Origin of the sequence: Geitlerinema sp. PCC 9228, from assembly GCF_001870905.1 — a bacterium.
Lineage (GTDB): Bacteria > Cyanobacteriota > Cyanobacteriia > Cyanobacteriales > PCC-9228 > PCC-9228.
Genome location: NZ_LNDC01000103.1, coordinates 62,605 through 88,087, shown reverse-complemented (window position 1 = coordinate 88,087; position 25,483 = coordinate 62,605). Strand labels below are relative to the sequence as shown.

The 25,483-nt window shown below is 47.7% G+C and carries 19 protein-coding genes; 12 read left to right on the top strand and 7 right to left on the bottom strand.

The window, feature by feature from the left end:
* Positions 1-168 precede the first annotated feature (168 nt).
* Positions 169-489 (bottom strand): c-type cytochrome, encoded by a 321-nt coding sequence (locus AS151_RS10835; RefSeq protein ID WP_084639518.1) that lies wholly within the window; start codon positions 487-489, stop codon positions 169-171.
* A 176-nt stretch (positions 490-665) separates the two neighbouring features.
* Here AS151_RS10835 and AS151_RS10830 point away from each other — a divergent pair, with 176 nt between their 5' ends.
* Positions 666-1,946 (top strand): DNA cytosine methyltransferase, encoded by a 1,281-nt coding sequence (locus AS151_RS10830; RefSeq protein ID WP_071517067.1) that lies wholly within the window; start codon positions 666-668, stop codon positions 1,944-1,946.
* Between the two features lie 14 nt (positions 1,947-1,960).
* On the opposite strand, the gene pcrA is transcribed toward AS151_RS10830, so the two are convergent.
* Entirely contained in the window at positions 1,961-4,342 is a 2,382-nt protein-coding gene (pcrA, locus tag AS151_RS10825; RefSeq protein ID WP_071517066.1) for a DNA helicase PcrA, read from the bottom strand.
* 432 nt (positions 4,343-4,774) lie between these two features.
* Here pcrA and psaC point away from each other — a divergent pair, with 432 nt between their 5' ends.
* Complete coding sequence (gene psaC, locus AS151_RS10820) at positions 4,775-5,020, top strand: photosystem I iron-sulfur center protein PsaC (protein WP_071517065.1); 246 nt, start codon at positions 4,775-4,777, stop codon at positions 5,018-5,020.
* A gap of 85 nt (positions 5,021-5,105) precedes the next feature.
* Here psaC and AS151_RS23090 read toward each other — a convergent pair whose 3' ends face one another.
* Positions 5,106-5,234 (bottom strand): hypothetical protein, encoded by a 129-nt coding sequence (locus tag AS151_RS23090; RefSeq protein ID WP_275527986.1) that lies wholly within the window; start codon positions 5,232-5,234, stop codon positions 5,106-5,108.
* A gap of 11 nt (positions 5,235-5,245) precedes the next feature.
* Between AS151_RS23090 and AS151_RS10815 the strand changes: the two genes are divergently transcribed.
* The 4 genes from AS151_RS10815 (at position 5,246) to AS151_RS10800 (ending at position 10,649) form a co-directional block, all read left to right on the top strand.
* Positions 5,246-6,553, top strand: a complete 1,308-nt coding sequence (locus tag AS151_RS10815; RefSeq protein ID WP_071517064.1) for a radical SAM protein — start codon at positions 5,246-5,248, stop codon at positions 6,551-6,553.
* Between the two features lie 160 nt (positions 6,554-6,713).
* Positions 6,714-7,895 carry a glycosyltransferase gene (locus tag AS151_RS10810; RefSeq protein WP_071517063.1) on the top strand — a complete coding sequence of 394 codons (1,182 nt, stop codon included), beginning with the start codon at positions 6,714-6,716 and terminating at the stop codon, positions 7,893-7,895.
* Positions 7,896-7,966: 71 nt separating this feature from the next.
* Positions 7,967-9,841: a glutamine--fructose-6-phosphate transaminase (isomerizing) gene (gene glmS, locus AS151_RS10805; RefSeq protein WP_071517062.1), complete on the top strand. Its 1,875-nt coding sequence runs from the start codon at positions 7,967-7,969 to the stop codon at positions 9,839-9,841.
* Positions 9,842-9,866: 25 nt separating this feature from the next.
* On the top strand, positions 9,867-10,649 hold the full coding sequence (locus tag AS151_RS10800) for an HAD-IIA family hydrolase (RefSeq protein ID WP_071517061.1): 783 nt from the start codon (positions 9,867-9,869) through the stop codon (positions 10,647-10,649).
* A 188-nt stretch (positions 10,650-10,837) separates the two neighbouring features.
* Here the strand turns inward: AS151_RS10800 and AS151_RS10795 are convergent, their stop codons facing one another.
* On the bottom strand, positions 10,838-11,782 hold the full coding sequence (locus tag AS151_RS10795) for a metallophosphoesterase (RefSeq protein WP_071517060.1): 945 nt from the start codon (positions 11,780-11,782) through the stop codon (positions 10,838-10,840).
* Between the two features lie 26 nt (positions 11,783-11,808).
* Between AS151_RS10795 and AS151_RS10790 the strand changes: the two genes are divergently transcribed.
* The gene (locus AS151_RS10790) at positions 11,809-12,381 is read left to right on the top strand and encodes a hypothetical protein (protein WP_071517059.1); all 573 of its coding nucleotides are present in this window, start codon (positions 11,809-11,811) and stop codon (positions 12,379-12,381) included.
* Here AS151_RS10790 and AS151_RS10785 read toward each other — a convergent pair whose 3' ends face one another.
* On the bottom strand, positions 12,382-14,601 hold the full coding sequence (locus AS151_RS10785; protein ID WP_071517058.1) for an ATP-binding protein: 2,220 nt from the start codon (positions 14,599-14,601) through the stop codon (positions 12,382-12,384).
* A gap of 501 nt (positions 14,602-15,102) precedes the next feature.
* On the opposite strand from AS151_RS10785, the gene dprA reads away from it, so the two are divergent.
* The gene (gene dprA, locus AS151_RS10775; RefSeq protein ID WP_071517075.1) at positions 15,103-16,194 is read left to right on the top strand and encodes a DNA-processing protein DprA; all 1,092 of its coding nucleotides are present in this window, start codon (positions 15,103-15,105) and stop codon (positions 16,192-16,194) included.
* Between the two features lie 110 nt (positions 16,195-16,304).
* Here dprA and AS151_RS10770 read toward each other — a convergent pair whose 3' ends face one another.
* Positions 16,305-16,850, bottom strand: a complete 546-nt coding sequence (locus AS151_RS10770) for a YbhB/YbcL family Raf kinase inhibitor-like protein (protein ID WP_244532974.1) — start codon at positions 16,848-16,850, stop codon at positions 16,305-16,307.
* 186 nt (positions 16,851-17,036) lie between these two features.
* Here AS151_RS10770 and AS151_RS10765 point away from each other — a divergent pair, with 186 nt between their 5' ends.
* From AS151_RS10765 to AS151_RS10755, 3 genes are all read left to right on the top strand, one after another.
* Positions 17,037-18,956: a DUF3352 domain-containing protein gene (locus AS151_RS10765; RefSeq protein WP_071517055.1), complete on the top strand. Its 1,920-nt coding sequence runs from the start codon at positions 17,037-17,039 to the stop codon at positions 18,954-18,956.
* A gap of 73 nt (positions 18,957-19,029) precedes the next feature.
* Complete coding sequence (locus tag AS151_RS10760) at positions 19,030-20,379, top strand: ATP-binding protein (protein ID WP_071517054.1); 1,350 nt, start codon at positions 19,030-19,032, stop codon at positions 20,377-20,379.
* 40 nt (positions 20,380-20,419) lie between these two features.
* Positions 20,420-23,206 (top strand): ATP-binding protein, encoded by a 2,787-nt coding sequence (locus AS151_RS10755; RefSeq protein WP_139240614.1) that lies wholly within the window; start codon positions 20,420-20,422, stop codon positions 23,204-23,206.
* Positions 23,207-23,238: 32 nt separating this feature from the next.
* Here AS151_RS10755 and AS151_RS10750 read toward each other — a convergent pair whose 3' ends face one another.
* Complete coding sequence (locus AS151_RS10750) at positions 23,239-24,804, bottom strand: serine/threonine-protein kinase (protein WP_071517052.1); 1,566 nt, start codon at positions 24,802-24,804, stop codon at positions 23,239-23,241.
* A 250-nt stretch (positions 24,805-25,054) separates the two neighbouring features.
* On the opposite strand from AS151_RS10750, the gene AS151_RS10745 reads away from it, so the two are divergent.
* The gene (locus AS151_RS10745; protein ID WP_071517051.1) at positions 25,055-25,453 is read left to right on the top strand and encodes a hypothetical protein; all 399 of its coding nucleotides are present in this window, start codon (positions 25,055-25,057) and stop codon (positions 25,451-25,453) included.
* The last annotated feature ends 30 nt before the right edge of the window (positions 25,454-25,483 follow it).

Sequence of the window (25,483 nt, the reverse complement as noted above, 5' to 3'; positions counted from 1 at the left end):
ACTATCGGCTCTTGGTCTAGCCACTACTACGGGAACCTGGCTGTTCCCAAGCCCCGTCGCTTTAGCGCGGGGTCAGTGACAAATAAAGCAGATTTTGCCAAATATAGAGCAGCGATCGCTTCCCCAGCTGCTCCCGGAAAAGCGATCGCTGGCTGCCAATAGTTCCTTTTACCAGCCTTTTTGGGCTTTTTGAAAAACGTAAGTAGCTACATCGCGAATTTCGTCTTCGTTCAAACGTCCACCAAAAGAGGGCATGGCATTTTTGCCGTATTCTACTTGGGTTTGAATGGCATCAAGGGAATACATCCCATATCGCTTTAAAGCACTTTTTCTCAGGGTTTTGTCTGCCATGACCACATTGCCACCGCCCACGTGACAGGCAACGCAATTGCCCTGAAAAATTTTTGCCCCTACTTCCGGATCGCCAGATTGGGCTGCCAACGCTGCATCTGCCCCCAACCAGGCAATGCCTAGGGCGAACAAAAGCATACCAGACCAAATGTGTCGTACGAACCAGTTCCTTTTCGCTACCATAAAAGTTCCTACTATGGATCCGAATTTCCATTGTACCTTGAAGGAACGGGCAAGCTCGAACCGTTCGCAGACTTGGTTCCAAAAACGCCTACAATCGGGAAGACCAATTTTTGGGGAAACTGGCGGCGACTATGGACTTTGCAAGACCAATTGCCATCGATTTATTTGCTGGCGCTGGCGGCATGACACTGGGTTTCGAGCAAGCGGGGTTTGACGTGTTGGTAGCAGTGGAACTTGACCCCATTCACTGCGCCACCCACGAATATAATTTTCCCCAAACCCAAATTTTATGCCGCCATTTGGCACATACCTCGGCGGCGGATATTCGCAGCCAAAGTGCGATCGCAGATCGAGAAATTGACGTAGTCTTTGGTGGTCCACCCTGTCAGGGATTTTCGCTAATGGGCAAACGCGCCCTTGACGATTCCCGCAATTCCCTGGTTGCCCATTTCCTGCGTTTGGTGGTGGAACTGCAACCCAAATTTTGGGTCATGGAAAACGTTCCCGGTATGGCAACCAAAAAATACCGTTCTTTCTTGCAAGAAATAATAGAACAATTTCGCGATCGCGGCTACCAAGTACATCCCCACCATCAAATTTTAAATGCCGCCCATTACGCCATACCGCAAAATCGAGAACGGTTGTTTTTGCTGGGCAGTCGCACCGATATCCCCCTGCCAGAATATCCAGAACCAATAACCAAACTTCCCCACGAAACAGACAGCGACTTGCCCCCCTGCCCTACCGTTTGGGAAGCCTTGCAAGACTTACCGGAAGTCGAACAATTTCCCGAACTATACCAACGGGATTGGGTAGAAGCCACATTTGGCAAACCCAGTCTTTACGGAGAATCGCTGCGAGAATTGCTGCTACCAGCAGATAACTACGCCGCCGCGCGATCGCACAATCGGTGTTTGCTCACCTCAAGCTTGCGAACCCGACATGCCGCCAAAAGCCAGCAGCGATTTGCCGCCACACCTGGAGGGAAAACCGAACCTGTCAGCCGCTTTTTTAAACTCCATCCCCACGGAGTATGCAACACCCTAAGAGCGGGAACCCCCAGCAATCGGGGGGCTTTCACTTCCCCCCGCCCCATCCATCCCTACCAACCCCGCTGCATCACCGTCAGGGAAGCTGCTAGATTGCACTCCTACCCCGATTGGTTTCGCTTTCATACCACCAAATGGCATGGATTTCGGCAAATTGGCAATTCCGTTCCCCCCAAACTTGCTAAAGCCGTAGCGACAGAAATTCTCAAAGCCGACCAGCGATCGCCAGTCAAACCCAATCCCGAGATTTTAAAATTGGGAGATGCCACCTTGCTGGAATTGACCATGTTTCAAGCAGCATCGCGTTACGGTGTCGATCCGCACATCGTCGAACCACGGTTGCGCCAACCCAGAAAACAGTGAGCTGGTTCCCCCATTTATAATTTCTGCAATTTCGCCGTTTTGGGATTGAGAATTTTTTGGCTGTTGCCAAATTTAACCGCTACGGAAGGCTTGTCTTGTTGTCGAAAAATATGGGTAATTTCCCCCACCCCAAAACTGCGGTGCAAAACGCGATCGCCCACTTGCAAATCTTCAATATTTGCCACATTTTCTTGATATTTTGGCGTAGATTTTTTAGAACCAACATGGCGCAATTTTTCTTGAGAACTAGGCGCATCACTAGAAGATTTCGCCGACTTCTGCTTGCGAACCTTCGTACCGCTTAACAACTCTTGGGGCAATTCTCCCAAAAACTTAGAAGGCATCGCCGGTTGGCGCGTATTTCCCCAAGTTCGCCGTTCTTGGGTATAGGTCAAAAACAACCGTTCCTGGGCGCGGGTAATCCCCACATAAGCCAATCGCCGTTCTTCCTCCAACGCCATAGGGTCTTCCAAACTGCGGAAATGGGGCAACAATCCCTCTTCCACCCCCGATAAAAATACCACCGGAAATTCCAATCCCTTCGCCGAATGGAGAGTCATTAAAGCAACTTTGGTGGCTTCTTCTTCCAAATTATCCGTATCCGCATTTAGCGCTGCCGTTGACAAAAATCCATCTAGCGTTGCTTCTACATTTTCCTCTTCATATTGCAACACCGCATTAATTAACTCGCCCAAATTTTCCAAACGGTTTTTGGCTTCGTCGGTACTTTGATTTTTCAAATCCTCTTCGTAGCCCGATTCTTCCATCACCAAACGCACCAAATCCGATGGTTTGAGCTTTTCCATTTTCTGCTGCCAGCGACCAATTAACTGGCTAAATTCAATGATGCGTTTGGCACTTTTTCCTACCAACGTTTTTACCGAATCTTCATCGCTAACCACTTCCCATAAAGGCGCACTCAACTGTTGGGCAGCATGTTTTAACTTATCAACAGTGGTTTTGCCAATGCCGCGTTTGGGGGTATTGATAATCCGTAGCAAACTAACGCTATCAAATGGATTGACTAAGACGCGCAAATAGGACAGAATATCTTTAATTTCCTTGCGATCGTAAAATTTAAACCCACCAATAATATTGTAGGGAATATTCCAGCGCACCATGGCTTCTTCCAAAACCCGCGATTGGGCATTGGTACGGTACAAAATCGCAAAGCTACCAAAATCAAATTTATCTTCTTCCTTGCGAACCAAAGCGAGAATTTGACTGGTAATAAATTCCGCTTCTTCAATTTCGTTATCCGCACGTTGCAGGTGCAGCAAATCCCCAGAACCGCGCGTGGGTCTTAGCACTTTATCAATGCGCTGGCTGTTATTTTGAATTAGCTGGTTGGCAGCATGGAGAATGGTTTCCCGGGAACGATAATTTTCTTCGAGTTTAATCATGGTGCGGGTGTCTTCATCGGGCAACCCGTCGCCAAAATCATCCTGAAAATTCATCAAAATGGTAAAGTCTGCCATGCGGAAACTGTAGATGGATTGGTCTACGTCTCCCACGACAAAAATGGAACGATGCTGCCAATTGTTATAAGACTGCGGGGATTCGCCGTTGGTAACCAACAACCGAATTAAATCGTATTGGGTGCGGTTGGTATCTTGGTATTCGTCTACGAGAATGTGGTGAAATTGGCGATGCCAGTAGTCCAGAATTTGTTCGTTTTGTTGGAAAATTTCGGTGGGAATGCGGATGAGGTCATCAAAATCTAAAGCATTGTTGGCAGAGAGTTGGTCTTGATAGGTTTCGTAAATTTCTGCCAAAACGCGACCGCGATAATTGGGTTCGTTGCGTTCTAAATCGCGGGGGGTCCAACCTTTATTTTTGGCACTGCCAATGGCGTAGCGCGTTTTTTTGGGATTGAATTTGCGGTCGTCGAGGTTGAGTTGTTCGGTGACAATTTGTTTGAAGAGACTTTGAATGTCGTTTTCGTCAAAAATGGAAAAATTGCGGGTCCACTGGCGACCTTTTTCGTCTTGGTATTTGTTAATATCGTAGCGGAGAATGCGGGCGCACAAACTGTGGAAGGTGCCTACCCAAATGGGTTTGATGTAAGTTTTCCAAACATGCGATCGCAATTGGGTTTGTTGGTCTTCGCGCATGGAATCTAAGGAGGTTCCATATTTGGTTTGTGCGGTAATTTCTGAAAACAATCGCTCAATCCGAGTTTTCATTTCCCTGGCGGCTTTATTGGTAAAGGTTACCGCCATGATGTTTTCGGGGTTGACGCGGTGGGTGTGAATTAAATTGGCAACGCGATAGGTCAAAGCACGGGTTTTCCCCGAACCCGCGCCGGCTACCACCAACATGGGACCGCAAAAATGCTCCACAGCGCGGCGTTGGCTATCGTTGAGATGGCTTAAATCTAATAAGGTATCGCTCATAAGTCGCAAATTATAGAATGGGCGGACAAGGGAGTATCTTACAATTATCAACGATTGGCAGTGGGAAAGACAATCGGAAGTGTGGGGAGGTGGGAGCGTACCGAGCGTGGGAGCGTGGGAGCTTGGGAGCGTGGGAGCTTGGGAGCTTGGGAGATATAATTGGTTGTTTTCTCCGATGCTCCGATGCTCCGACGCCCCGATGCCCCGACACTCCGACGCCCCGATGCCTTCCCACCGAAAATCTACCATCTTTCTTTATTACAATACTTTAAGTTATGGTTGGCAAAATTAAGAGCTTTGTAAACAATACGGTAAACTGTCGTTAAAAAGTTTGCCACGATGGGAAGTGCTTTTGCTAATGCAGGAGTTTTCCCTGGTGGCATCTGTTTTAAACCAAATTGGTGTTGAGAATACATTGGGAGTAATTATTCCATGTCTCATAGCGTAAAAATTTACGACAACTGTATTGGCTGCACCCAGTGCGTTCGCGCTTGCCCCCTAGACGTTCTGGAAATGGTGCCCTGGGATGGCTGCAAAGCCGGTCAAATTGCTTCTTCCCCCAGAACGGAAGATTGCGTGGGCTGCAAACGTTGCGAAACGGCTTGTCCTACTGACTTCCTCAGCATCCGGGTTTATCTCGGCGCGGAAACTACCCGCAGTATGGGTCTAGCCTACTAGTTTAGTTCGTGGGATTTTTCCCAATGGCCAGTTTTCTAGTTGCACAGCCAGATTGTTAATTGCTTGACATTTTTGCAATTTTATGCTAAAGGGGGAGGTTATCTCCCTCTTTTTTTTGTGCGGTGTTGCGGCAAACGTAGTTGGCAATGGCTGAAAACGATAGAATAACAAACACCACAACAGCAGCGACGCTGCTGGCTATCAGAAAACGCACGAGGAGCGATTATGCTTGGGGAAATTACCAAAACCGAATCCGATCGCATGGAACGTTTGGGGGTCGATTTAGACCAATATCCCTCTGTGTGGGAAAGAGAAGAGTTTGATGCGATCGCTACAAACCAAGATCGTAGCATTGCTCGGGTGTTGTGGAATGCTTTTCAAAGCCAAATCACCGGTCAAATTCCCGACCCTGTCATGCTAACCCACATTGTCACCACTCGCTGCAACTATAGCTGTCATTTTTGTTCTTTTGCCGACACGCTAAATGCCAAAACCAACGAACTATCTTTAGAAGAAATTGAGAAAACTTACGCTACCCTGGGCGACAATCTCAATGTCATTGTTTATTCCGGCGGCGAAACCACTCTCCATCGCAACTTAGCGGAAATTATCGAAGCTGCCTATCGCTTAACTTCCGTAAAATCGGTTTACATTATTTCCAATGCCTGGAAGCCAGAGGTATTGTTTCAAATTACCCACCGCATCATGCAGCGTTGCCCGGATTTGCATTTAACCTGGAGTTTGAGCATTGAAGGGATTCGAGAAACCAATAACAGCCTCCGCTATACCCGCAAACCCGGTTGGGATGCCTATCAAAATACCATTGATAGTTTGTTTGGGTTGCAAACCATGCGCGATCGCTTCGGGTACGATCAATTAGATGTACAATTGTGTACGGTTTGCTCGCCGGATAATGCCGATATCATGGATGAATGGTACGAAACGGTACGCGATGTGCTGCAACCCGATAAATGGAATTTAAATTTAATGCGCAAAAGCGTGCAAATGACCGAACACGAACTAGCTTCTTTTGAAGAGCGACGGCAGCAAAATCAGTTAGAACCTTTCGAACAAAAATATTTAGAAATTACCAATCGCGTGCGGGAAGATGTCCTATCGGGCAAGCTAAAATTTCTGTACCATACCCACAGCCATAACGACGGTGCCATGAAATCGGCGGTGGATTTAATCAGTCAAGAACAAAATCGCCGCACTTTGTTAGGAGAAAAAGACGCTTTCTGCTGTCGCGCCGGTACATTTGGTGCGTATATTGGTAGCGAAGGGGAAGTCAGCGGTTGCGAAGAATTTGCCCACAATCCGAAAGATAACAAAGCCTTTGGCAACTTGCGATCGCAAAATTACGATTTCCAAGCGATTTGGCATTCCGAAACCGCCCAAAAGCTACGGTCTAAAGTTGGCAAATCCCCCGAATGCTACGGTTGCACCCTAGAAAGCCAACGCAACTATCCTGCCATTCTCGTTTCCCTGAAAACCCTAGTTCGCGCCAAAATGCTATCCAACAAAATTCAATAAGATAGTTATAGCGGGGGAGGGGGCGAACCTTCCCCCTACAAATCCGTCGAGAAAAATGCTATATTTCCCCCATGCTCCCACACTCCCATGCTCCCACGCTCCCACGCTCGGTACACTCGGTACGCCCCCTTGACTGCAACCCAACTCGAATTGCTAATAGATGGCGACTCCAACCAATATTTTAATCGCATCCTCCGACACAGGTGGCGGTCATCGTAGCGCCGCGCGAGCTTTGCAAACTGCGATCGCTCGTCAAAGTTATACCAGCCATCCCATTCAAATTCAAATTATCCGGGTATTGGAAGAAGCTTCGTTTTTTACCCGTCAGTTGGCGAATTTGTATAACTGGTTGCTGCGACACCGGCAAGATTGGGTGCAATATTACTTTCGGTTAATCGACACCCTGCGACCCAACGAATCCGTGGGGTGGTTTCGACGATTGCGCGCGTATGGTGGGAACCTTTTATCCACCCATCAACCAGATATCATTATCTCCGTGCATCCCATGCTGCAACATTTTTTTGCCTATCTGTTGCAAGAATATCAAATGAGCGATCGCATTCGCTTGGTTACCGTAGTTACTGACCCCGGTTATGGATTTTGGCGCGGGTGGGCTTGCCAACAAGTACAACAATATTTCGTCGCCAGCGAAGCCGCCAAACAGCAGTTGGTGGATTATAGCATCGATAGCGATAAAATTTCGGTCAGTGGGATGCCAATTCATCCGGATTTCCAACCCGTTGACCTGGAAACCAAAACCAAACTACGTTCTGAATATGGCTTGCACCCCGATAAATTTACCCTGTTGGTCAACGCGGGTTGGATTGGCGGCGGCAATGTACCCAAAATTTTCGATACCCTCCTGCAGCAGGCAGCCAACTCAGACATTCAAGTGGTATTTTTAGCCGGGAAAAACCGCCAGTTAGCAAACCAAGCCCGCAAAAAATTAGCCCAGCATGATGTTAACCCCAACATCTTCGTGATGGAATTTATGCCCAGCATTCACCAACTCATGCAGCTATCTGATGCCATGGTATCGAAATTAGGGGGATTGACCACATTTGAAGCCATGGCTTGCGAACTCCCTTTAATCGCCGATACCGTTACATCGCCCATGCCCCAGGAAGCAGCAACCGCCCAATGGTTGCAAGATAAAGACATGGCCATTTTCCTGCAACGCCCGGAAGATATTGTAGGCGCGATCGCATCTCTGGTAGAGTCCCCCCAACGAAGGGAAAAAATGGCAAAGCTGTATCGCACCCATGCCCAAACCCAAGGGGCAACCACTATTGCTAGGGAAATCTTGCACCGGCAAAAATCGGGAAAAACCATTTCCTTGTAAATTCAGGAAAAATTAGCAGCCAACTTTATAGATAATTCAATAAATTAAATTTCTTTTCAGGAGCGAACCTCATGTGTGGCATTGTTGGATATATCGGCACCCAAAACGCAACCGAAATTCTGCTATCAGGTTTGGAAAGACTGGAATATCGCGGCTACGACTCCGCTGGCATCGCCACCAGTTGGGAAGGCAAACTAGATTGCGTGCGGGTAAAAGGCAAAATTTACCAGCTACGGGAAAAACTGGATGGCTGGGAAAATCCCGCGAAAACCGGCATTGGTCATACCCGCTGGGCAACCCACGGCAAACCAGAAGAACACAATGCCCATCCCCACAGCGATATGTCGTCGCGGGTAGCGGTGGTACAAAATGGCATCATTGAAAACCATCGCCAGCTGCGGGAGAAGCTAAAAGAAAAAGGATACGAATTTAGTTCGCAAACCGATACCGAAGTCATTCCCAACCTCATTGCCGATTATCTCCAACAACCCAATACCGATTTGCTGGAAGCTACCCGCCTGGCAGTGCAAGATTTGGAAGGGGCATTTGCCATTGCGGTAGTTTATACCGATTCCAGCGACGAACTAGTGGTAGCCAGACAGCAAGCCCCCTTGGCAATTGGTTTTGGGCAGGGAGAATTTTTCTGTGCTTCCGATACCCCAGCCATTGTTTCCCACACCAGAGCCGTTTTAAATTTAAACGACGGCGAAATAGCGCGATTAACGCCGTTGGGTGTGGAACTGTATAACTTTGAAGGGGAAAGGTTAAAACGATTTCCCCGCATGTTGGAAATGACCCCCACAACGGTGGAAAAACAGGGATTCCGCCATTTCATGCTGAAGGAAATTTACGAACAACCGGGGGTCATTCGCACTTGTTTGGATGCCTATTTTGCCCATAATTGGCAACCCGACAGCCATCAAGCGCCTCTGGATTTGGGCGTGTCAGATTCTGTGCTGGATGGTGTGGAACATATCCAAATTTTAGCCTGCGGTACGAGCTGGCATGCGGGGTTGATTGGCAAATATTTATTGGAACAGTTGGCAGGCATTCCCACTTCCGTTGCCCATTCTTCGGAGTTTCGCTACGCGCCAGCGCCTTTGATGCCGAATACGCTAACCATTGGCGTTACCCAATCGGGAGAAACGGCGGATACGCTAGCGGCGTTGAGTCGGGAACAGCAGCGACGCGCCAATACATCCCCACCATATGCTGCCCGGATTTTAGGGATTACCAATCGCCCGGAGTCTTCTTTGGGAAATTTGGGTGCCCATATTATCAATGCCCATGCTGGTGTGGAAATTGGTGTGGCGGCGACGAAGAGTTTTACGGCGCAGTTGATGGCGTTTTACGCGCTGGCGTTGGATTTGGCATACCGCCGGCAGCAGGTTCCGGCGAAGGAAATGGCGAGGTTGCTGGATGGGTTGCGCCAGTTGCCGGTACAAGTGGAGAAGATTTTGGAAACTCAGGATGCGGCGATTCAAGATTTGGCGCATGAGTTTTTGGAGACTCAGGATTTTATTTTTGTGGGGCGTGGCATTAATTTTCCTATTGCGTTGGAAGGTGCTTTGAAGTTAAAAGAGATTAGTTACATTCATGCGGAAGGGTATCCGGCAGGGGAAATGAAACACGGACCGATTGCGCTGTTGGATTCTAAAGTGCCGGTGGTGGCAGTGGCGATGCCGGGGTTGGTGTATGAAAAGGTTTTGTCGAATGCCCAGGAGGCGAAAGCTAGGGATTCCCAGTTGATTGGGGTGACGCCGGCAGGGAATGCGGATTCAGAGGAACTTTTCGATACGTTGTTGTCGGTGCCGGCGATTGATGAGTTGCTGTCGCCGATTGTGACGGTGGTTCCTTTGCAGTTGCTTGCCTATCACATTGCGGCGTTGCGGGGGTTGGATGTGGACCAACCACGGAATTTGGCGAAGTCGGTTACGGTGGAGTAGTTTGCTGCAAGTTAGGGCTGGTTTTATGGAAGCACTGCGCAACAAGAATGCTTTTGTCTGCGATATGGATGGGGTGATTTACCACGGCAATCGGTTGCTGCCGGGGGTGCCGGAGTTTATTAATTGGTTGCAAATGTCAAATAAAAAGTTTTTGTTTTTGACGAATAGTAGCGAGCGATCGCCTAGGGAACTTCATGAGAAAATGAAGCGGTTGGGTGTATCGGTGGGGGAAGAGCATTTTTATACCAGTGCTTTGGCAACGGCGGCGTTTCTAGCTGACCAGTGTCAGGGCGGTAGCGTTTTTGTTATCGGCGAGGCAGGGTTAATCAATGCGTTGTACGATGTGGGTTTTTCCATGAACGATACCAACCCGGATTATGTGGTGGTGGGGGAAACCCGCAGCTACAGCTATGAAAAATTGGAACGCGCCTGCCAGCATATCCACAACGGGGCAAAGCTAATTGGCACCAATCCCGATGTTACTGGACCCAGCGAAAAGGGCATTATTCCAGCGACGGGGGCGTTGATGGCGCCGTTGGAAATGGCAACGGGGGCAAAGGCTTATTTTGTGGGCAAACCCAATCCTTTGATGATGCGCAATGCGTTGAAAAAGTTAGAAGCTAGGCGAGAGGAAACGGCGATTGTGGGCGATCGCATGGATACGGATATTATAGCAGGTATCGAGTCGGAAATTGAGACGGTATTGGTTCTGAGCGGGGTTACCCAGAAATCGGATTTAGCGCGATTTGCCTACCAACCCGACTGGATTCTCGATGGTGTGGGCGATTTGGTGCCGCCGTCAGGATAGATGAGACGAGCAATATTGTTGAAATTCCCGATATTGCGGTGAATAAATGATTAGCAAAAAATGCGGCTAGATTGATGTTTGATACCAAATCCGATGTACATAAACCTACAAAAGGGACCCACAGCGGGGGTTGCCCCGACCAAAAAATTGTGGTTTTTTCATGTCAGATTTGGTATAAAGAAATGGTATTAGGCATGGGGAGAAAGAGGAATCGCCCCGCGATCGAACACTCGATTTTCTGTATCAATCCCGCGAATCGTCATATAATCGGGATATACCTCGCAAGCTGCAAAACTCAGCCGGGAAGTCGCCGCCACCGTCCACTGAGAACGCCCTACCGGGCGGCTTTTGGCACCAGCTCCGCAAATTAGATAGGTGGTCCCGTCAATGGGTAATGTGCGTTCGTAGTTGTGTTCGTGACCGTTCATATAAAGCTGCACGCCGTACTTTTTAAACAAAGGTTTTAGTAAGCTAACTCGCTGGATATTGGTACCGTACATGCCAGATGAGTAAATGGGATGGTGTCCAAAAACAATCTTCCAAGGGGCATCGCTTTGACTCAATTCCCGTTCCAACCAAGCCAACTGGCTCTCCCAATCGGCGTTGCGGGTAGTATCGAGGGCGAAAAACTGCACCGGATCGTAGCGAATGGTATAGGTTCGCCCTTGCATGTGAAAGCCGGGATAGGCTACTTGGGGGGTGCCGTTGTCAGTGCGAATGTCGTGGTTGCCCAAACAAGCGTGAAATTTGACATCTTTTTGCAATAAGGGAGCGTAGGGGCGTTCAAAAACTTCTTCAACGCGATCGATATCGCCGTCGCTATAAATATTATCCCCTGCTAGAATAACCAGAGAAAAGGGATTTTCTTCATAATAGCGTTCCATGGCTTCGGCGACAGCATACTGATGGCGATCGCCCGTTCCCGTATCCGCCACTGCCACAAACCGCAGCAAGGGTTCTTCATCGGCATTCAAACGCAGCTTTTCCGCCTGGGTGAGGGGTTGGCTGTAAACCGGTTCTTGGCGAAAAATAGCACGAGCCAGTAGGGAGTAAACACTGCCGAGGGTAGCGTAAATTAAAAATCGACGGCGATTGTATTTCAAAAGCGACCCCAGATAAACTAAGATGGACATTTGTTGGGGAAAACGTCGGCAAAATTATGCACAAATATCAACTGTTTGGGTTTTTACCGCAAAAATGGTGGCAGCAACCCCTAGTACTGGTTGGCCAGCTAACGAGTTCCCAACCAACCATCAAGGTGATATCGCAAAATCGCCATGGTGTCAAATGGGGGTGTTGGTTGCTAGCTGGTATGCTGGTCGTAGCGTTGGGGATAGGGATGGTTTTGCCGACGCCGGCGGGATTGGCGGCAACCACAGTCACGGAAACGCCTGCCGCAACTGCCTCCGAACCCGAAACGAAAGCCAAAACCCTTACCCCCGAACAAAGTCTGATGCTGGCTATCCAAGACGATTTGGATCGTGCCATCCAACGCTACGGTCAGGGATTGGTAGAATCCGTACGTGCAAATTTGGATAAAGATTGGCTGCAGGTAACCGTTGCTAGCGATTGGTATCAGTTAGAAAGCGATCGCCAAAACCAATTTGCCCAGTCTATTTTAGAACAATCCCAGAAATTAACGTTCCGGCGGTTGGATATGGTCGATCCAAAAGGTAAGGAAGTGGCATACAACGCCACCTCCGGGGAAGGCATTATTATCCTGCGGCGATAGTCACGAACTTTCGCTGGCGGCAGTGCTTTCTAATTCCAAAGCGTTGAGTTTGTGCAGCAATTGATAGGGTTGGATGGGTTTTAACAAATAATCATCTGCTCCCAAATGACGGCAGGTTTCCCGCGGGTTGGGGATTTCTGTTTCCGCCAGCAGCAGAATTTTTAGATTTTCTCCCACCGGCAACTGGCGGAGGGATTCGATAATATCTTCAACCTCGATTTGCGAACAATCCGCCGATACGATTAAAGCATCCGGTACCACCAATTGGATTTGTTCTATAACCATGCTGCTATCTACAATGCAAACTACCTGATAGCCAGCCGCCGTAAGGAGGTCGCAAATGGGGGTAGAATCTTCCTCCCGTTCTTCGATTAAGATAATTTTCCCCTGGGGGCGATCGCTTGGTAAACTAGCTCCAATGGGCGGCTCTGGCTTTTTGCTGGCTTTGGGAATTCCGGCTCGATGGGGCAGTCTGACGGTAAATGTAGAACCGATGCCTACGGTAGATTCTACCTGAATGGAACCGCCGTGCATTTCCACCAACTGCTTGGTCAGAGCCAATCCCAACCCAGTGCCTCCATACTGGCGGTTGTAGGAAGCATCGAGCTGTTGGAATTTTTGGAACAACAGGGGAATTTGATGTTCGGGAATGCCAATCCCCGTATCTTCTACTTGAAAGATGGTTTCTTCGGTTTCTTGCCAAACCCGCAAGGTGACTTCCCCTTGTTTGGGGGTAAATTTAATGGCATTGCTAAGCAGATTATACAGAATGCGGGTCAGCCGCCAGGGGTCGGCAATCATTGTTTCGTTGTGAATGGATTGTCGCTTCAAGTCCAAATTTACCCGTACTCCGCCATTGGCAATTTGTTCGCTGACGGTTTTAAGGCTCTGGCGGGCAATATCAAAGATGGAAATTTCTCGCAAATCCAAAACTGCTTTGCCGGATTCCAGTTCGGAAAGTTCAAGAATATCTTCAATTAGTTCTAGTAAATGTTCGCCGCTTTTGTAGATGGTACGCAAATATTCCCGTTGTCTTTCCGTTAGTTGAGACGAAGACCAACGCAGCAGTGTAGCGGACATACCCATGACGCAGGTGAGAGGAGTTCGCAACTCGTGGCTCATGGTGGCGAGAAATTCGCTTTTGGCGAGATTGGCGGATTGGGCGAGCAATAGGGCATCGTGGAGTTCTTGGGTCCGTTCGATGGCTCGCTGTTCCAGGTGGTTTTTGGTGTGTTGTAGTTGCTCGGATAAGGTATTTTGGGAAATAGCGATCGCGAGTTGTTGGGCAATTTGCTGGCAAAAGGTTTTGTCTGTATCCTGCCAGGGTTGGGGCGGATGGCTTTGCTGGGCAACCAGATAGCCCCAGGTTTGTTGTTCGATCGCAATGGGAACCACCAATTCCGCCTGAATTTGTGGGTCGATGCCGTTTTTGAAGGTGCAAATGCCGCCGCCGTTGCCTTCGCTGCTAGAAAGGCTGGTAGGAAGCGAAACGTGGTTGTTTTCTGCGGGAGTAACTGATTTTGACTGGTAACACTGCTGCCAACGCCGTACGTACTGCTGTTGCAAGGTAGAGGGAAGGTTGGTCCACGCTGCAATGTTCCCAGTGGCAGGATAACTTTCACCAGCGATTTCTGCTTTTTCTTGTTGGTAAATTAGCACGCGATCGCACTGCAAGTAGCTGCGTAGTTGGGTGGTAGCGGTATCGAAAATGGCAGGTAGGGGGCGATTTTGCTGGATTTGGCTGGTAAGTTGCTGGAGAATGGCTTCCCGTTGGCGAACTTGGTGGGGAATTTCCTGGGGGTCTGCAGCCAGTTGCAGCAGCAGTTCGCTTTCTAAGTTGGGGTCGTTGCATTCCTGAGCATGCAAGGTTTGCAACAAACTCTGCATACTTTGGGGGTGGGAAAGGGTGGATGGCAGGCGTTGGGTGATAAAATCAGCGATCGCGTGGCGGTTGAGGCTCAGAGATACCTGACAGGGGATGGCAGCCGTAGCCCCATTTTGCTGGTTAGCCAGGTCGCTGGCAACCAACAAAGCCGCCAACGGTTGGGAAACCAACAACAGAAAACGCTCTGAGGCAACTGTTCCTTCCCAGGCAACCATGTCATCCGTCAGAACTTCCGCCTTCACCTGCGATGCCATACGATAGAAATGTTCTTGGAGATGGTTGTAGGTGGCAACGGTCGTATTTTTTTGTATTTTTACCCATGTAGAACTAGGCATTTTCCCAAGGGGAGCTTTACAGAGCAGGCGAGATGAAGTGCAAACCAAAAGTGCTGCTTGGCAGAACGTTGGATGTTAACTGGCTGACCCAGGGCACAACCCAAGGTGAAGTTCTCAATTTCAGTTTTCAAAAACCAGATGCGAAGCTGCTTCTGCAGGCAAACCACCCACGACAGCTTGCCAATTCCTTAGCTAGGACGAGCAACCCTTTTGGTTTTGTACTCTTATCTTAATTGTAACCCTAGCTGCTGTTTTGGACATAAGCTATTATTTTAGGCACAAAGAAATACAAAAGTCAAAAAAACTTACCTTCTGTTAAGCGAACTTTATCATATGCAGGATTTTTAACTCGCTATGGTCTGCAGCTGGGTGCCTCTCGATAGCAGAAAACTTGGTAAACTAGAAGCCATCGCACCATTAAAAAAGGACCATTGGGGAAGTTTGGTTGTGGATACAAAAGCGTATTGGTTGGCTTGGTCGCAAATTTCTGGAATTGGCCCGATGTCCTTGCAGAAACTCAAGCGACACTTTGGGAACTTACAAAAAGCCTGGCAAGCCCAACCAGAGGAGTTAAAACAAGTTTCGGGATTGGGGAAAAAAGCGATCGCCGAATTTGTCAAGAAGCGATCGCAAATCGACCCTCAAGAATTATTACAGCAACATCAAAAAACCAATCCCCACTTCTGGACCCCAGACGATAAATTCTATCCCCGCCTGCTGTTGGAAATCCCCGATCCACCACCAATTTTGTACTATCGCGGTCACCCCGATTGGGAAGAAAATCAAGGCATCAAACCCATGGTCGGCATTGTGGGCACCCGGGAACCTTCGGAATACGGCAAGCGTTGGACCTACCGCCTCAGCAAACTTTTGGCACAGCATGGGTTTACCATTGTTTCGGGAATGGCCAAAGGCATCGACACCCAAGCCCATCAAGGCTGTTTGGATGTCAACGGACGCACCTACGCCGTTTTTGGTTGCGGTGTAGACTTTATTTACCCCTGGGAAAACCGACAACTGTACCGGGAAATTCTGCAACAGGGATTGGTTCTCAGCGAACATCCCGCCCAAACCAAACCTCACCGGCTGCACTTTCCCAAACGCAATCGCATCGTAGCAGGATTGTGTCGGGCAATTTTGGTCATGGAAGCTCCCCAGCAATCGGGTGCCTTAATTACCGCCCGTCAAGCCGGGGAATTTGGACGAGATTTGTACGTTTTGCCCGGTAGAATTGACGATCGAAACGCCCAAGGATGCCTGCGGTTGATCAAAAATGGAGCTGATGTCATCGAAAGCGAAGAAGATTTATTAGAAATGCTCTCCGGCATTCCCGGCTTGCAACTTTCCCGCCAACCATCTCCAGCTACCTCGGCGGCTACCCCCTCGCCTCCCCCTACTCCTACCGCAACGCCTACACCCAACCTCGCTCCTGAATTGCAGCAAGTGTTCGATGCCATTGCCCCAGAAGAGACTCCCTTCGATCTCATCGTACAAAAAGTAGGGCGATCGCCGTCGGAGGTATCCAGTGCTTTGTTGCAGTTAGAAATGTTGGGATTGGTGTCGCAGTTGCCAGGGATGCGGTACCGGAGGTAAGAGGGGGCATGGGAGAAAAAATTCATACAGGATCCGATGTAGATCGTCGCGAACTTGACACTCCCCGCAGTAGCGAGACGGAGATTCTTAAGGAGTCCAAAATCGCTCTGCTATGACTTCCGTTGATACCTTCCTACCAATTCCGCATTGGCGAGGATGTGACCTTCCATCGCTTCTACGACTTGTGATTTATTGGCACCTGCCTCTAGAGATAGCTGCGTATCCAAAGCATAAAGCTTGAAGAAATAGCGGTGATTGCCGCCGGGAGGGCAAGGACCACCGTAGCCTAGCTTGCCAAAGTTATTTTTCCCTTGTATGCCGCCTACGGAAGGATTGGCTTCGTTAGCAATCGATTCTGGCAGTTGGCGGGTGTCAGCGGGAATATTAAACCATACCCAGTGTACGAACGTGCCCACGGGAGCATCGGGGTCGTCGCAAATCAGAGCAAAGCTTTGGGTTCCGGCAGGTGGTTCGCTCCAACTCAGTGGCGGGGAAATGTCGTCGCCGTCGCAGGTGTATTTGGAGGGAATTTGTTGGTTGGCGGAGAAAGCACGGCTGGTGAGTTCCATAGTTTGTACCGATTCCGATAGCTGCAAGGTATTGGCACTGGCAGGACGATGGGAAACTAACATCACTCCTAGCAACGATCCTGCCATAGAGAAGCCTTTTTGAATAAAAAAGCGGCGTTTCATAGAAGACAGGGGACGCAAACAGTGACTACATCGATTGGATCCTATTGTATCCACAGCTGCTGGCAACAAAATCGTTTTTTTGGAGTCTTTTTGCTAGGATAGGCGCGTCTGTGGCGTTTTGCCATTTAACTTTTTGGGAGATTTTGGGGTATGAAGCGAGCTTTTTCTATTTTCAGCAATACCTTGGTGGCTGTCTCTGTACCGTTGGTGGTGATGGGTTTGCCTGCCGATACCCTCGCTGCCCCTACCAAAAGTTTGTTCGTAACTGAAAACACGGAGAACTTACCCAAAAGTGTAACTTTGCTTCCCGATAACGCTGCTGTTGTCTTTGCGATTAATACCACAACTACCAATTGGGGTCGGCTAAATCGCTTCAATCCCCTGCCGTTCTCGATTTCAGGACCGATGAGCTTGCCCTATTTTCCGGTGGGGGTTAACTTTGCCACGCAAGTGCAACCGTGGATTTCGGATTGGGCGTTGGTCGCGTTGCTACCTCCTGGGGAAGGAGAAACGACTACGTTCCAAGAGCAAGCTTTCCTGGTTTCGGGCATTCGCGATCGCGATGCTGCTGTAAATTTTATCGAAAATTTGCGTTCTTTGCGCACTGAAGCCCCCCAGCAACGCTCTTACCGAGGGGTAGAACTTTGGCAGTGGTCATCCGAACCAGTACCCATTTGCGAACCGGAAAGTTCCCAACCGCAAGCTCCCGATTGTATTTTGCCACCCCCGGAAAAACGCCCTTCCCCACCAGAGAATTCTCAGGAAAAATCGCTCGCCCAAGCAGAAAATTTGCCTGATTTGCCTTTGCCGGGAGAACAATCTCCAACCGATTCGGAACCGCCCACGCCTACGCGTCCTAGCTTATCCGTAGCGATCGCGAAAGATTATATTGTTTTGGCTTCCCATTCGCAAGCCATCGAACAGTTTATTAACAAACAAAATCAAAAGAACATTCGTGGTTTGGCACAAAATTTTCAGTTTCGGAAAATTTTACAAGCCGATGGGTTCGAGCTATCTTTAGTTTTCTTTTATATCAATTCTTCCCAGCTCAGCCAATGGTATGACCGCTTGTCAGCAGAATCGAGCGATCGCTTTTCTTTTATAAACTTGTTCCTTAGCGGCTTGCAACCGGTTTTAGAAACCTACAGCACCTTTGATGGCATGGCTTGGATAACTGAAGAAGGCGCTAGAATACAAAGTCGTGCTTTCTACCGGGAGCCAAATCTGGAGAATGCCACATTAACCAGTCCCAAGACACGCACTGTTCTTAATATTTTACCCGGTTCCACTTATTTAGCTGCCAGCGTTTACAACTTTCCCCAACAACTGGCAAGAAGTCTCGCAATTGCTCGCGAACAACCATTCTGGCAGTTGCTAATGCGACAAATGGGAGATATCCCCACAGAACAAATCGAAGAAGCGATCGCTTGGATGGATGGTAGTATTGCCTTCTTTGTATTTCCCACCCAACAAGGTTGGTTCCCCACCTTTGACCCTCGCTTGCAACTGGGCATTGGTGCTATTGTAGAAACAAGCGATCGCGCCACCGCTGAAACCCGACTCCAGCAACTTGCCACTATTTTGACCAATCGTCTTCAAAGGCAACTGCAACGGGTTTCCCAAAAGACCGATGGCGATCGCACAATAATTAGCTGGGAAAGAGTCAGTGAAGACAAGGCCCAAAGTGTCGTTGCTTATACCTGGCAAGACGACAATACTTTACTCATCGCTTCTGGAAATAGTGCTTTGGCAGAACTAATGTCAGCTCCTTTAACTTCTTTAGGCGAGGCTTACAATTTCCACCAAGCTATCCAACCCTTTCCAGAGCCCAACAGCGGCTATTTCTTCCTAAATATGGGTTCGGTACTAACCCTAGCCAACAAATTTATTCCAGAGCAAGCCAATGCTGGTTTGCCAGTCGCTTTTTTCTTGGAATTGATGGAAGGAATTCGTAGCATAAGCGGTTCGATCCTCTATACAGAAAATTTGGAACAATCGGACTTTTATATTCGTATGGTTCCCGTAGGAGAGGCAGAAATTTCGCGATCCGGATCGCAAGAAACACGTTAGAAATTTTCCCCTAGCTGTAGTAATTTCTGTTTATAATAGAAGTAAAGAAATCAAAGTACCGCGACCCGATTGTATGACCTTAGATATCAAACAGTTCTTTCAAGCCACCAATCCCAGCCGAACGCTTTTTGTGGAAGATGTCGATCGCGATCGTAAGTACTACATCGATTTTTCACCAGTGCGGGGCGGGCAAATTATTGAAGAGTTGAAAGATAATATTGCCCTGTGGTCGCCGGAAGATCCAACTTACCAACTGTTTACCGGTCATGTGGGATGTGGCAAATCTACGGAGTTGCGGCGGCTGAAATTACAACTTGAAGAAGCTGGGTTTCACGTTGTGTATTTTGAATCCCAGGAAGAAATGGAAATGTCGGATGTGGATGCGGGGGATATCTTGCTAGCGATCGCCCGTCGTGTCAGCCATAGTTTGCAAGAAATCTCTTTAGAAGAACCCAAACGCTTGCAAAACTTACTGCAAGCCGCCATGAATTTCATGCAGACAGAAATCGAACTTTCCGGGGAAGTCAAAACTCCCGTGGGAACCCTCAAAGGCAGCAGCGAAGGTCAGTTTAGCCTGGATGCGGGCATTGCTAGAATCACCGCCAAAACCAAAGCCAGTCCCAACATGCGGCAAAAATTGCGGGACTTTTTAGAACCCCGCACCCAAACACTTTTGGAATCCATCAATCAAGAACTATTAGAACCGGGAACTGCCAAACTCAAACAAGCAGGAAAGCAAGGATTGGTGGTCATTGTCGATAGCCTCGATCGCGTGTTGCCTTTACCCAAACCCTGGGGCAGACCGCAGCAGGAATACTTATTTGTTGACCGCGGGGAACAGTTGCGGGGGTTACACTGTCATGTGGTGTATACCATGCCGTTGGCGTTGCGGTTTTCCGATGAGTTTGGTAGGCTAACCCAAGGATTTCTTTCCAATCCCCAGGTTTTGCCCATGGTTCCCAGTCGCCACCGAGATGGCACTCCTTACGAGGAGGGATTGTCGCTATTGCGGCAAATGGTGCTGGCAAGGGCATTTCCCGATGCGTCGCCAGAAGAGCGGTTGCAACGCACGGCGGAAATTTTCGATAGTCAGGAAACATTGGATGTTCTCTGCGATGTTAGCGGTGGTCACGTGCGTAATTTGTTGCGGTTGCTCAACGATACTATTAAAAAGGACAAACAATTTCCCCTATCCCGGGCGTGTTTGGATGCTACCATCCGTTCCTACCGCCACGAACGGGTGCTAGCTGTAGACGAACAGGAGTGGCATTTGTTGCGCCACGTGATGCAGAAAAAGAAAGTAGCGGGGGATGAGGGCTACCACAAACTGATTCGCAGTATGTATGTGTACGAATATCGCGATCGCGATGGGTATTGGTTTGATATCAACCCCATTTTGGCAGGAGCAGAAGAGTTAAAGTAGAACCAAATTTTGATTGGATTTCTTGATTTTTATCGCCAAAATGCCTATGCATATCCATCCAGAACACGAAAAATCCTTACAAGATATTGCCTGGACCATCGAAATGTCCCAAGGGAAGTTTTCCCTGACCATTGCTCGCTGCAACTCTCCCAATTTACGCGATCGCTTGATTCGACGGTTGCAAGATACATGCCAGGTTCCCATACATAATATTCCATTACCGCCCATGACGCAACAGTTGTACGGAACCATTCGCAGCGTTTTGGCTGACGAAACCCCTGCCGCGGCGATGGTGTATGGATTTGAACGGGTTCGCCATCTAGACCGAGCCATTGTTTCTGTCAATCCCGTGCGGGAGGAATTTCGCAAGTATTGCCCGTTTCCCATTGTTTTTTGGTTGAGCGATCGCGCCATGCGCTTGTTTCTGCGATTGGTACCGGATTTTGAAAGCTGGTCAACCCTAACTAGGTTTCCTTTGGTGAGGGAAGATTGGCAAACTCTACTGCAAACCAAAGCCGCACGTTTTTATGTAGATGCCTTGCAGCTGGATTGGGGCGATCGCGCTACTTTGTTGGATGAGTTGGAAGCAGGGCAATCTTTTTTGCAGCAAAATGGTTCTGGCAAAAGCCGCGATTTGGCAGCCAATGTGAAGGCATTGCAGGGATTTGTTAGCGAAGAAAACGAAGATTGGCAAACAGCGATCGAACATTACTGGCAAGCTATCCAACTTTGGCAGCAGCAGGAACAATGGGAAATTCAACAAACAGCCAAAATTGACCCTTATTTAACTAAAATTCAAGGAAAAATTTGGGAACACATGGCATTTTGTAGCTACGCCAAATCTCAAACCAGCTACTCTCCAAAATCCGAGCAGGATACAACCATTCACCATGCTTTGTTAGCGTTTCTAGAAGATGTAAAAACCAACAAAAAACGTCCGGATATTTTGGCGGATGGGTTGGTTGCTTGGGGTCGATGGTTGCGTTACTGGCACTGCGATCACTTGCTAGCAGAAATCAGCCATTTTGTTGGGCATTGGTATGGGCAAAAAAGGGGAAAAGAAACAGCCATTGTCAAAGCAAAAATATGGGGATATCTGGCAGAAGTGGCTGCTTTGCAAAAAAATTGGTCTGCCAAGGAAGACTACGCCAAACGAGCGATCGATCTTATTGCAGAACGAGCGGAAATTTATACCGAACCTGCCTTTGCCAATAGCGAAGAAACCGGCGATGACTTTCCCTTATTGGCAATTAAGCAACCGGAAGCGGCATTTTTTGATTGGGGTCGCTATCATTTTTTATTAGGGAAAGCCTGCTGGCAGCAAGGAAAACTAGAAACGGCTTTAGAAAAATTACAAATTGCCAAACAGCATTTACGTCCGGAATACGACCTGCTACAATATTTAGAGTTTCTCGACACATTGCGCTTCGTTTACTGGCAGAGAAAACAATATTTGGCTGCCTATACCATCAAACAGGAACAGCGGTCGGTCAAACAAGCCTATGGCTTGCAAGCCTTTGTGGGAGCTGCTCCTTTGCAACCGCGAATGTGGCAGCCAATGGTGGAAGCAACGGCTTTGGAAATTCCCCAGGGAGAAACAGAAACCGGCAGGCAGCGAGATATTCAAAATTTATTGGAACGCATCAAAAATCCCCGCTTTCAAATGATTGTGGTGCATGGTTCTTCTGGGGTAGGCAAAAGCAGTTTGTTGCGTTCGGCATTGGTACCAACTTTACAAGAAACCAGCGTAGAAACAGATGATTTGGTACCCATTGTACTGCAATCTTATAACTATTGGCTGGTAGATATTGGCAAGCAACTGCAAAAAGCATTGGCTGCCAAACGCCGCATTCATATTTCTGCGGAAATGAGCATGGATGGGTTGCAAAAACAGCTTGCTAAAAATCGCGATCGCCACTTGCGGGTGGTGTTGATTTTCGACCAATTTGAAGAATTTTTTCTAGCTTGCACGCAATCGCAATCTCGCCGGGAATTTTTTACCTTCGTAGCCTCTTGCCTGCAAATGGGAAGTGAGGTAAAAGTGATTTTATCCTTGCGGGAAGATTTTCTGCACCACTTGCTACGCTACGATAATTTACCGGGAATGGAAGCTATTGAAAACGATATTCTTAGTAAAAAAGTTCGCTATCCTATTGGAAATTTTTCTCAATCCGATGCCTATTGGTTCATTCAAAAGCTTACCCAACGAGCCAATTTTTTCCTAGAACCAGCTTTGGTAAAACAATTGGTTGCCGATTTGGCGGATGAGGAAGGGGAAGTGCGACCGATCGAATTGCAAGTGGTAGGAGCACAGTTGCAAACGGAGCAAATTACGACGCTAGAGGCGTATCAAAAAGCAGGAACCAAGGAAGAATTGGTGGAACGTTATTTGCAAGATGTGGTACAGGATTGCGGAGAAGAAAATCAGCGAACGGCGAAATTGCTGCTATACTGGTTAACGGAACCAAGCGAAATTCGACCGCAAAAAACCCGTTTGGAGTTAGAACAGGATTTCCGCAATTTGGGAGAGGAATTTCTTCCTACCCGAGAGCAGTTAAATTTGGTTTTGGAAATTTTGGTAGCGTCGGGTTTGGTATCGTTGATTCCAGAAATTCCCCGCGATCGCTATCAGTTAATTCACGATTATTTGGTAACCTTTATTCGCAATCAACAGGAAGCTCCCGAGTTGGAAAAAGAACGGGAAGAACGGCAACGTCTGCAAAAAACCTTGCAAGAGGTTCGTCAGGATTTGGCAGCAGCCAAGGCAGAACGCGATCGCCTGTATCGGGAAATTGAAATTGCAAAAGAAAGATTGCGCGATCGCTGACAAAATAGCCAACCTATGAAATTTTTATCATTTCAACGTAACTTTTCCACCCTTTCCAAAGATTTGCGATACCATTTTTCACTTCCCAACTTTTGATACAACTGAGCTGCCTGCTCAAAATTTGAACGTGCTGTATTAATATCGCCCATTTTTTCATAAATGACGCCACGATTGAAGTAGGCACGGGGTCGATTTTTATCCAAACGAATTGCAGCACTGAAATCAGCTAAAGCATTTTTGTATTCTCCCAAATTTTTGTAAACCAAACCGCGGTTGAAATAGGCAGAATCAACACTTTGTTTGTTCCAACCTGCATTGACTTCAATGGAACGGGTATAGCTGTCAATTGCCTGGCGATATTCTTGCAGTTCGGCATAGGCAATTCCTTGATTGTAGTAGGGAGAAGAATCCCTAGGATTCAGTGCGATCGCTTTATCGTAATCAGCAATAGCTTTCCGATTTTCTCCTAATAATTGATATAAAAATCCTCGATATCCATAAGATTGGTAGGGATTGGTATTCGACTCAATGGCTTGAGTAAATGCTTCTATTGCCTGCGTATACTTTTCTTGTTCTGCCAAGTCTTTGCCACGTTGGTAACTATCTTTTTCCTCAGCAAAAAGTTGATAGTCATTACTCGTTTCGCTGTTCTGGGAATGCCACCACGCAGCCACATGATTTGCCAACTGATTGCCAAGGGGAATCGATGTCAAAACCAAGAAAATTGTTACTGCTTGGATGGTTTTCGGTTGGTGATGCCGTACAATTTTTGATTTCGTAACGGGTTTGGGCAGATATTTTAAAGCAACTTTTGCCGAAGAAAATCGTTTTTGAACATCGGGTTCCAGCATTTTGTCTAGCCACTTAGCAAATTTTTTAGAAATTGGGGAGATGGCTGCTTTGCGAAAGTCGATTTTTAAATTCTTTTGAGACAATTCATTGGGAGAACGGTGGGTTAGCAAGTATACTAGGGAAGCTCCCAAACTATATAAATCAGAAGCTGGTTGTGCTTTTCCGTACATTTGCTCCACAGGCATGTAGTGAAAAGTTCCCACAAACGTACTATTATTGGCAGCAATGGTTTGGTGGCAAATCGCTTGCACGGCACCAAAATCCACCAAATACATTTTACCGGTTTTGGTACAAATTAAATTTTCGGGTTTGATATCACGATGTAAAATAGGAGGGATGTGCGAGTGCAGGTAATCTAGAATTTCTAGAACTTGTTGGGCAATATCGCAGACAATTTTTTCCGTGGGTTGGAAGCCATTTTGAACCAGCGTAGCCAGGGAGTTGCCTGGTGCTAGTTCTTGAACCAAATAAAAACAATAGTCTTCTGGGGTATCTACGGTAAAATGGTCGATATAGTTGGGGATAGCGGGATGGTTGAGTTCTGCTAACACTTCCGCTTCCCTTTCCAAAAGTTCTAGAGATTTCCAGTTGGGAATTTGTTTGAGAGAAAGGGTTTTGATAGCCACTTTTTCTTCACTGTTACAGTCTACGGCTGCGTAGGTTTTTCCCATACCGCCTTGACCGATGGGTCGAAGAATTTGATATCGTTCTTTAATGAGGTCTCCGGGTTGGTGTAAAACAAACATAAGCAAGTTCTCGATCGCTTGTTTTAGTAAAATTGTGCATGTATACTTTAGAAGTTAGGTGCCATACCTTTCAGCAAATATTGGCAGCAACCGTTTTCCCCAAATCATTTTCCAGAACAGCCAATATCAATTCTGACGAGTCGTTACCACCCAAATGTTACCTGCTGGTTTTCCCTCCATCTATTTGTTCCCCCGAGCCCAGCACCAGGATTGACAAGATACAATCAAAGCATAGGAATGGGAAAAGCTTATGCGTCGTTTGAAATTACTACCCTGGCGATCGCTTTTAACCTTAGCGAGTTTGACCATGCTGGTGGTCTTTCTGGCAGAATTGCTCTTTCTGACAAGTATGGAACTACCCGTCATTCAACGAGCTGCCTCCATGTTACTACGCCCTCCTTTAGGAATCTTGCTGTCGTTGGCAACCCCTGTGGGTGTGGGTGCCTTATCGGTGTATTTGGGGGAACGTTGGTTTCCCCGATTAATTTTCAATAAATCGGTATTGTGGGCTTTGGTTTTGTGTTTGATTGTCACTTCACTGTTAAAAAGCCAAATCTTTGCCACCATGCTAACGCAATTTTCCCAAATCAGCCTGATTGGGATGGTTTTAGGCGTTTTTTGGAAAGGCAGACCCTACTGGCGGTATTAACAACCAACAAATCTGGCAAACTCAGAATCA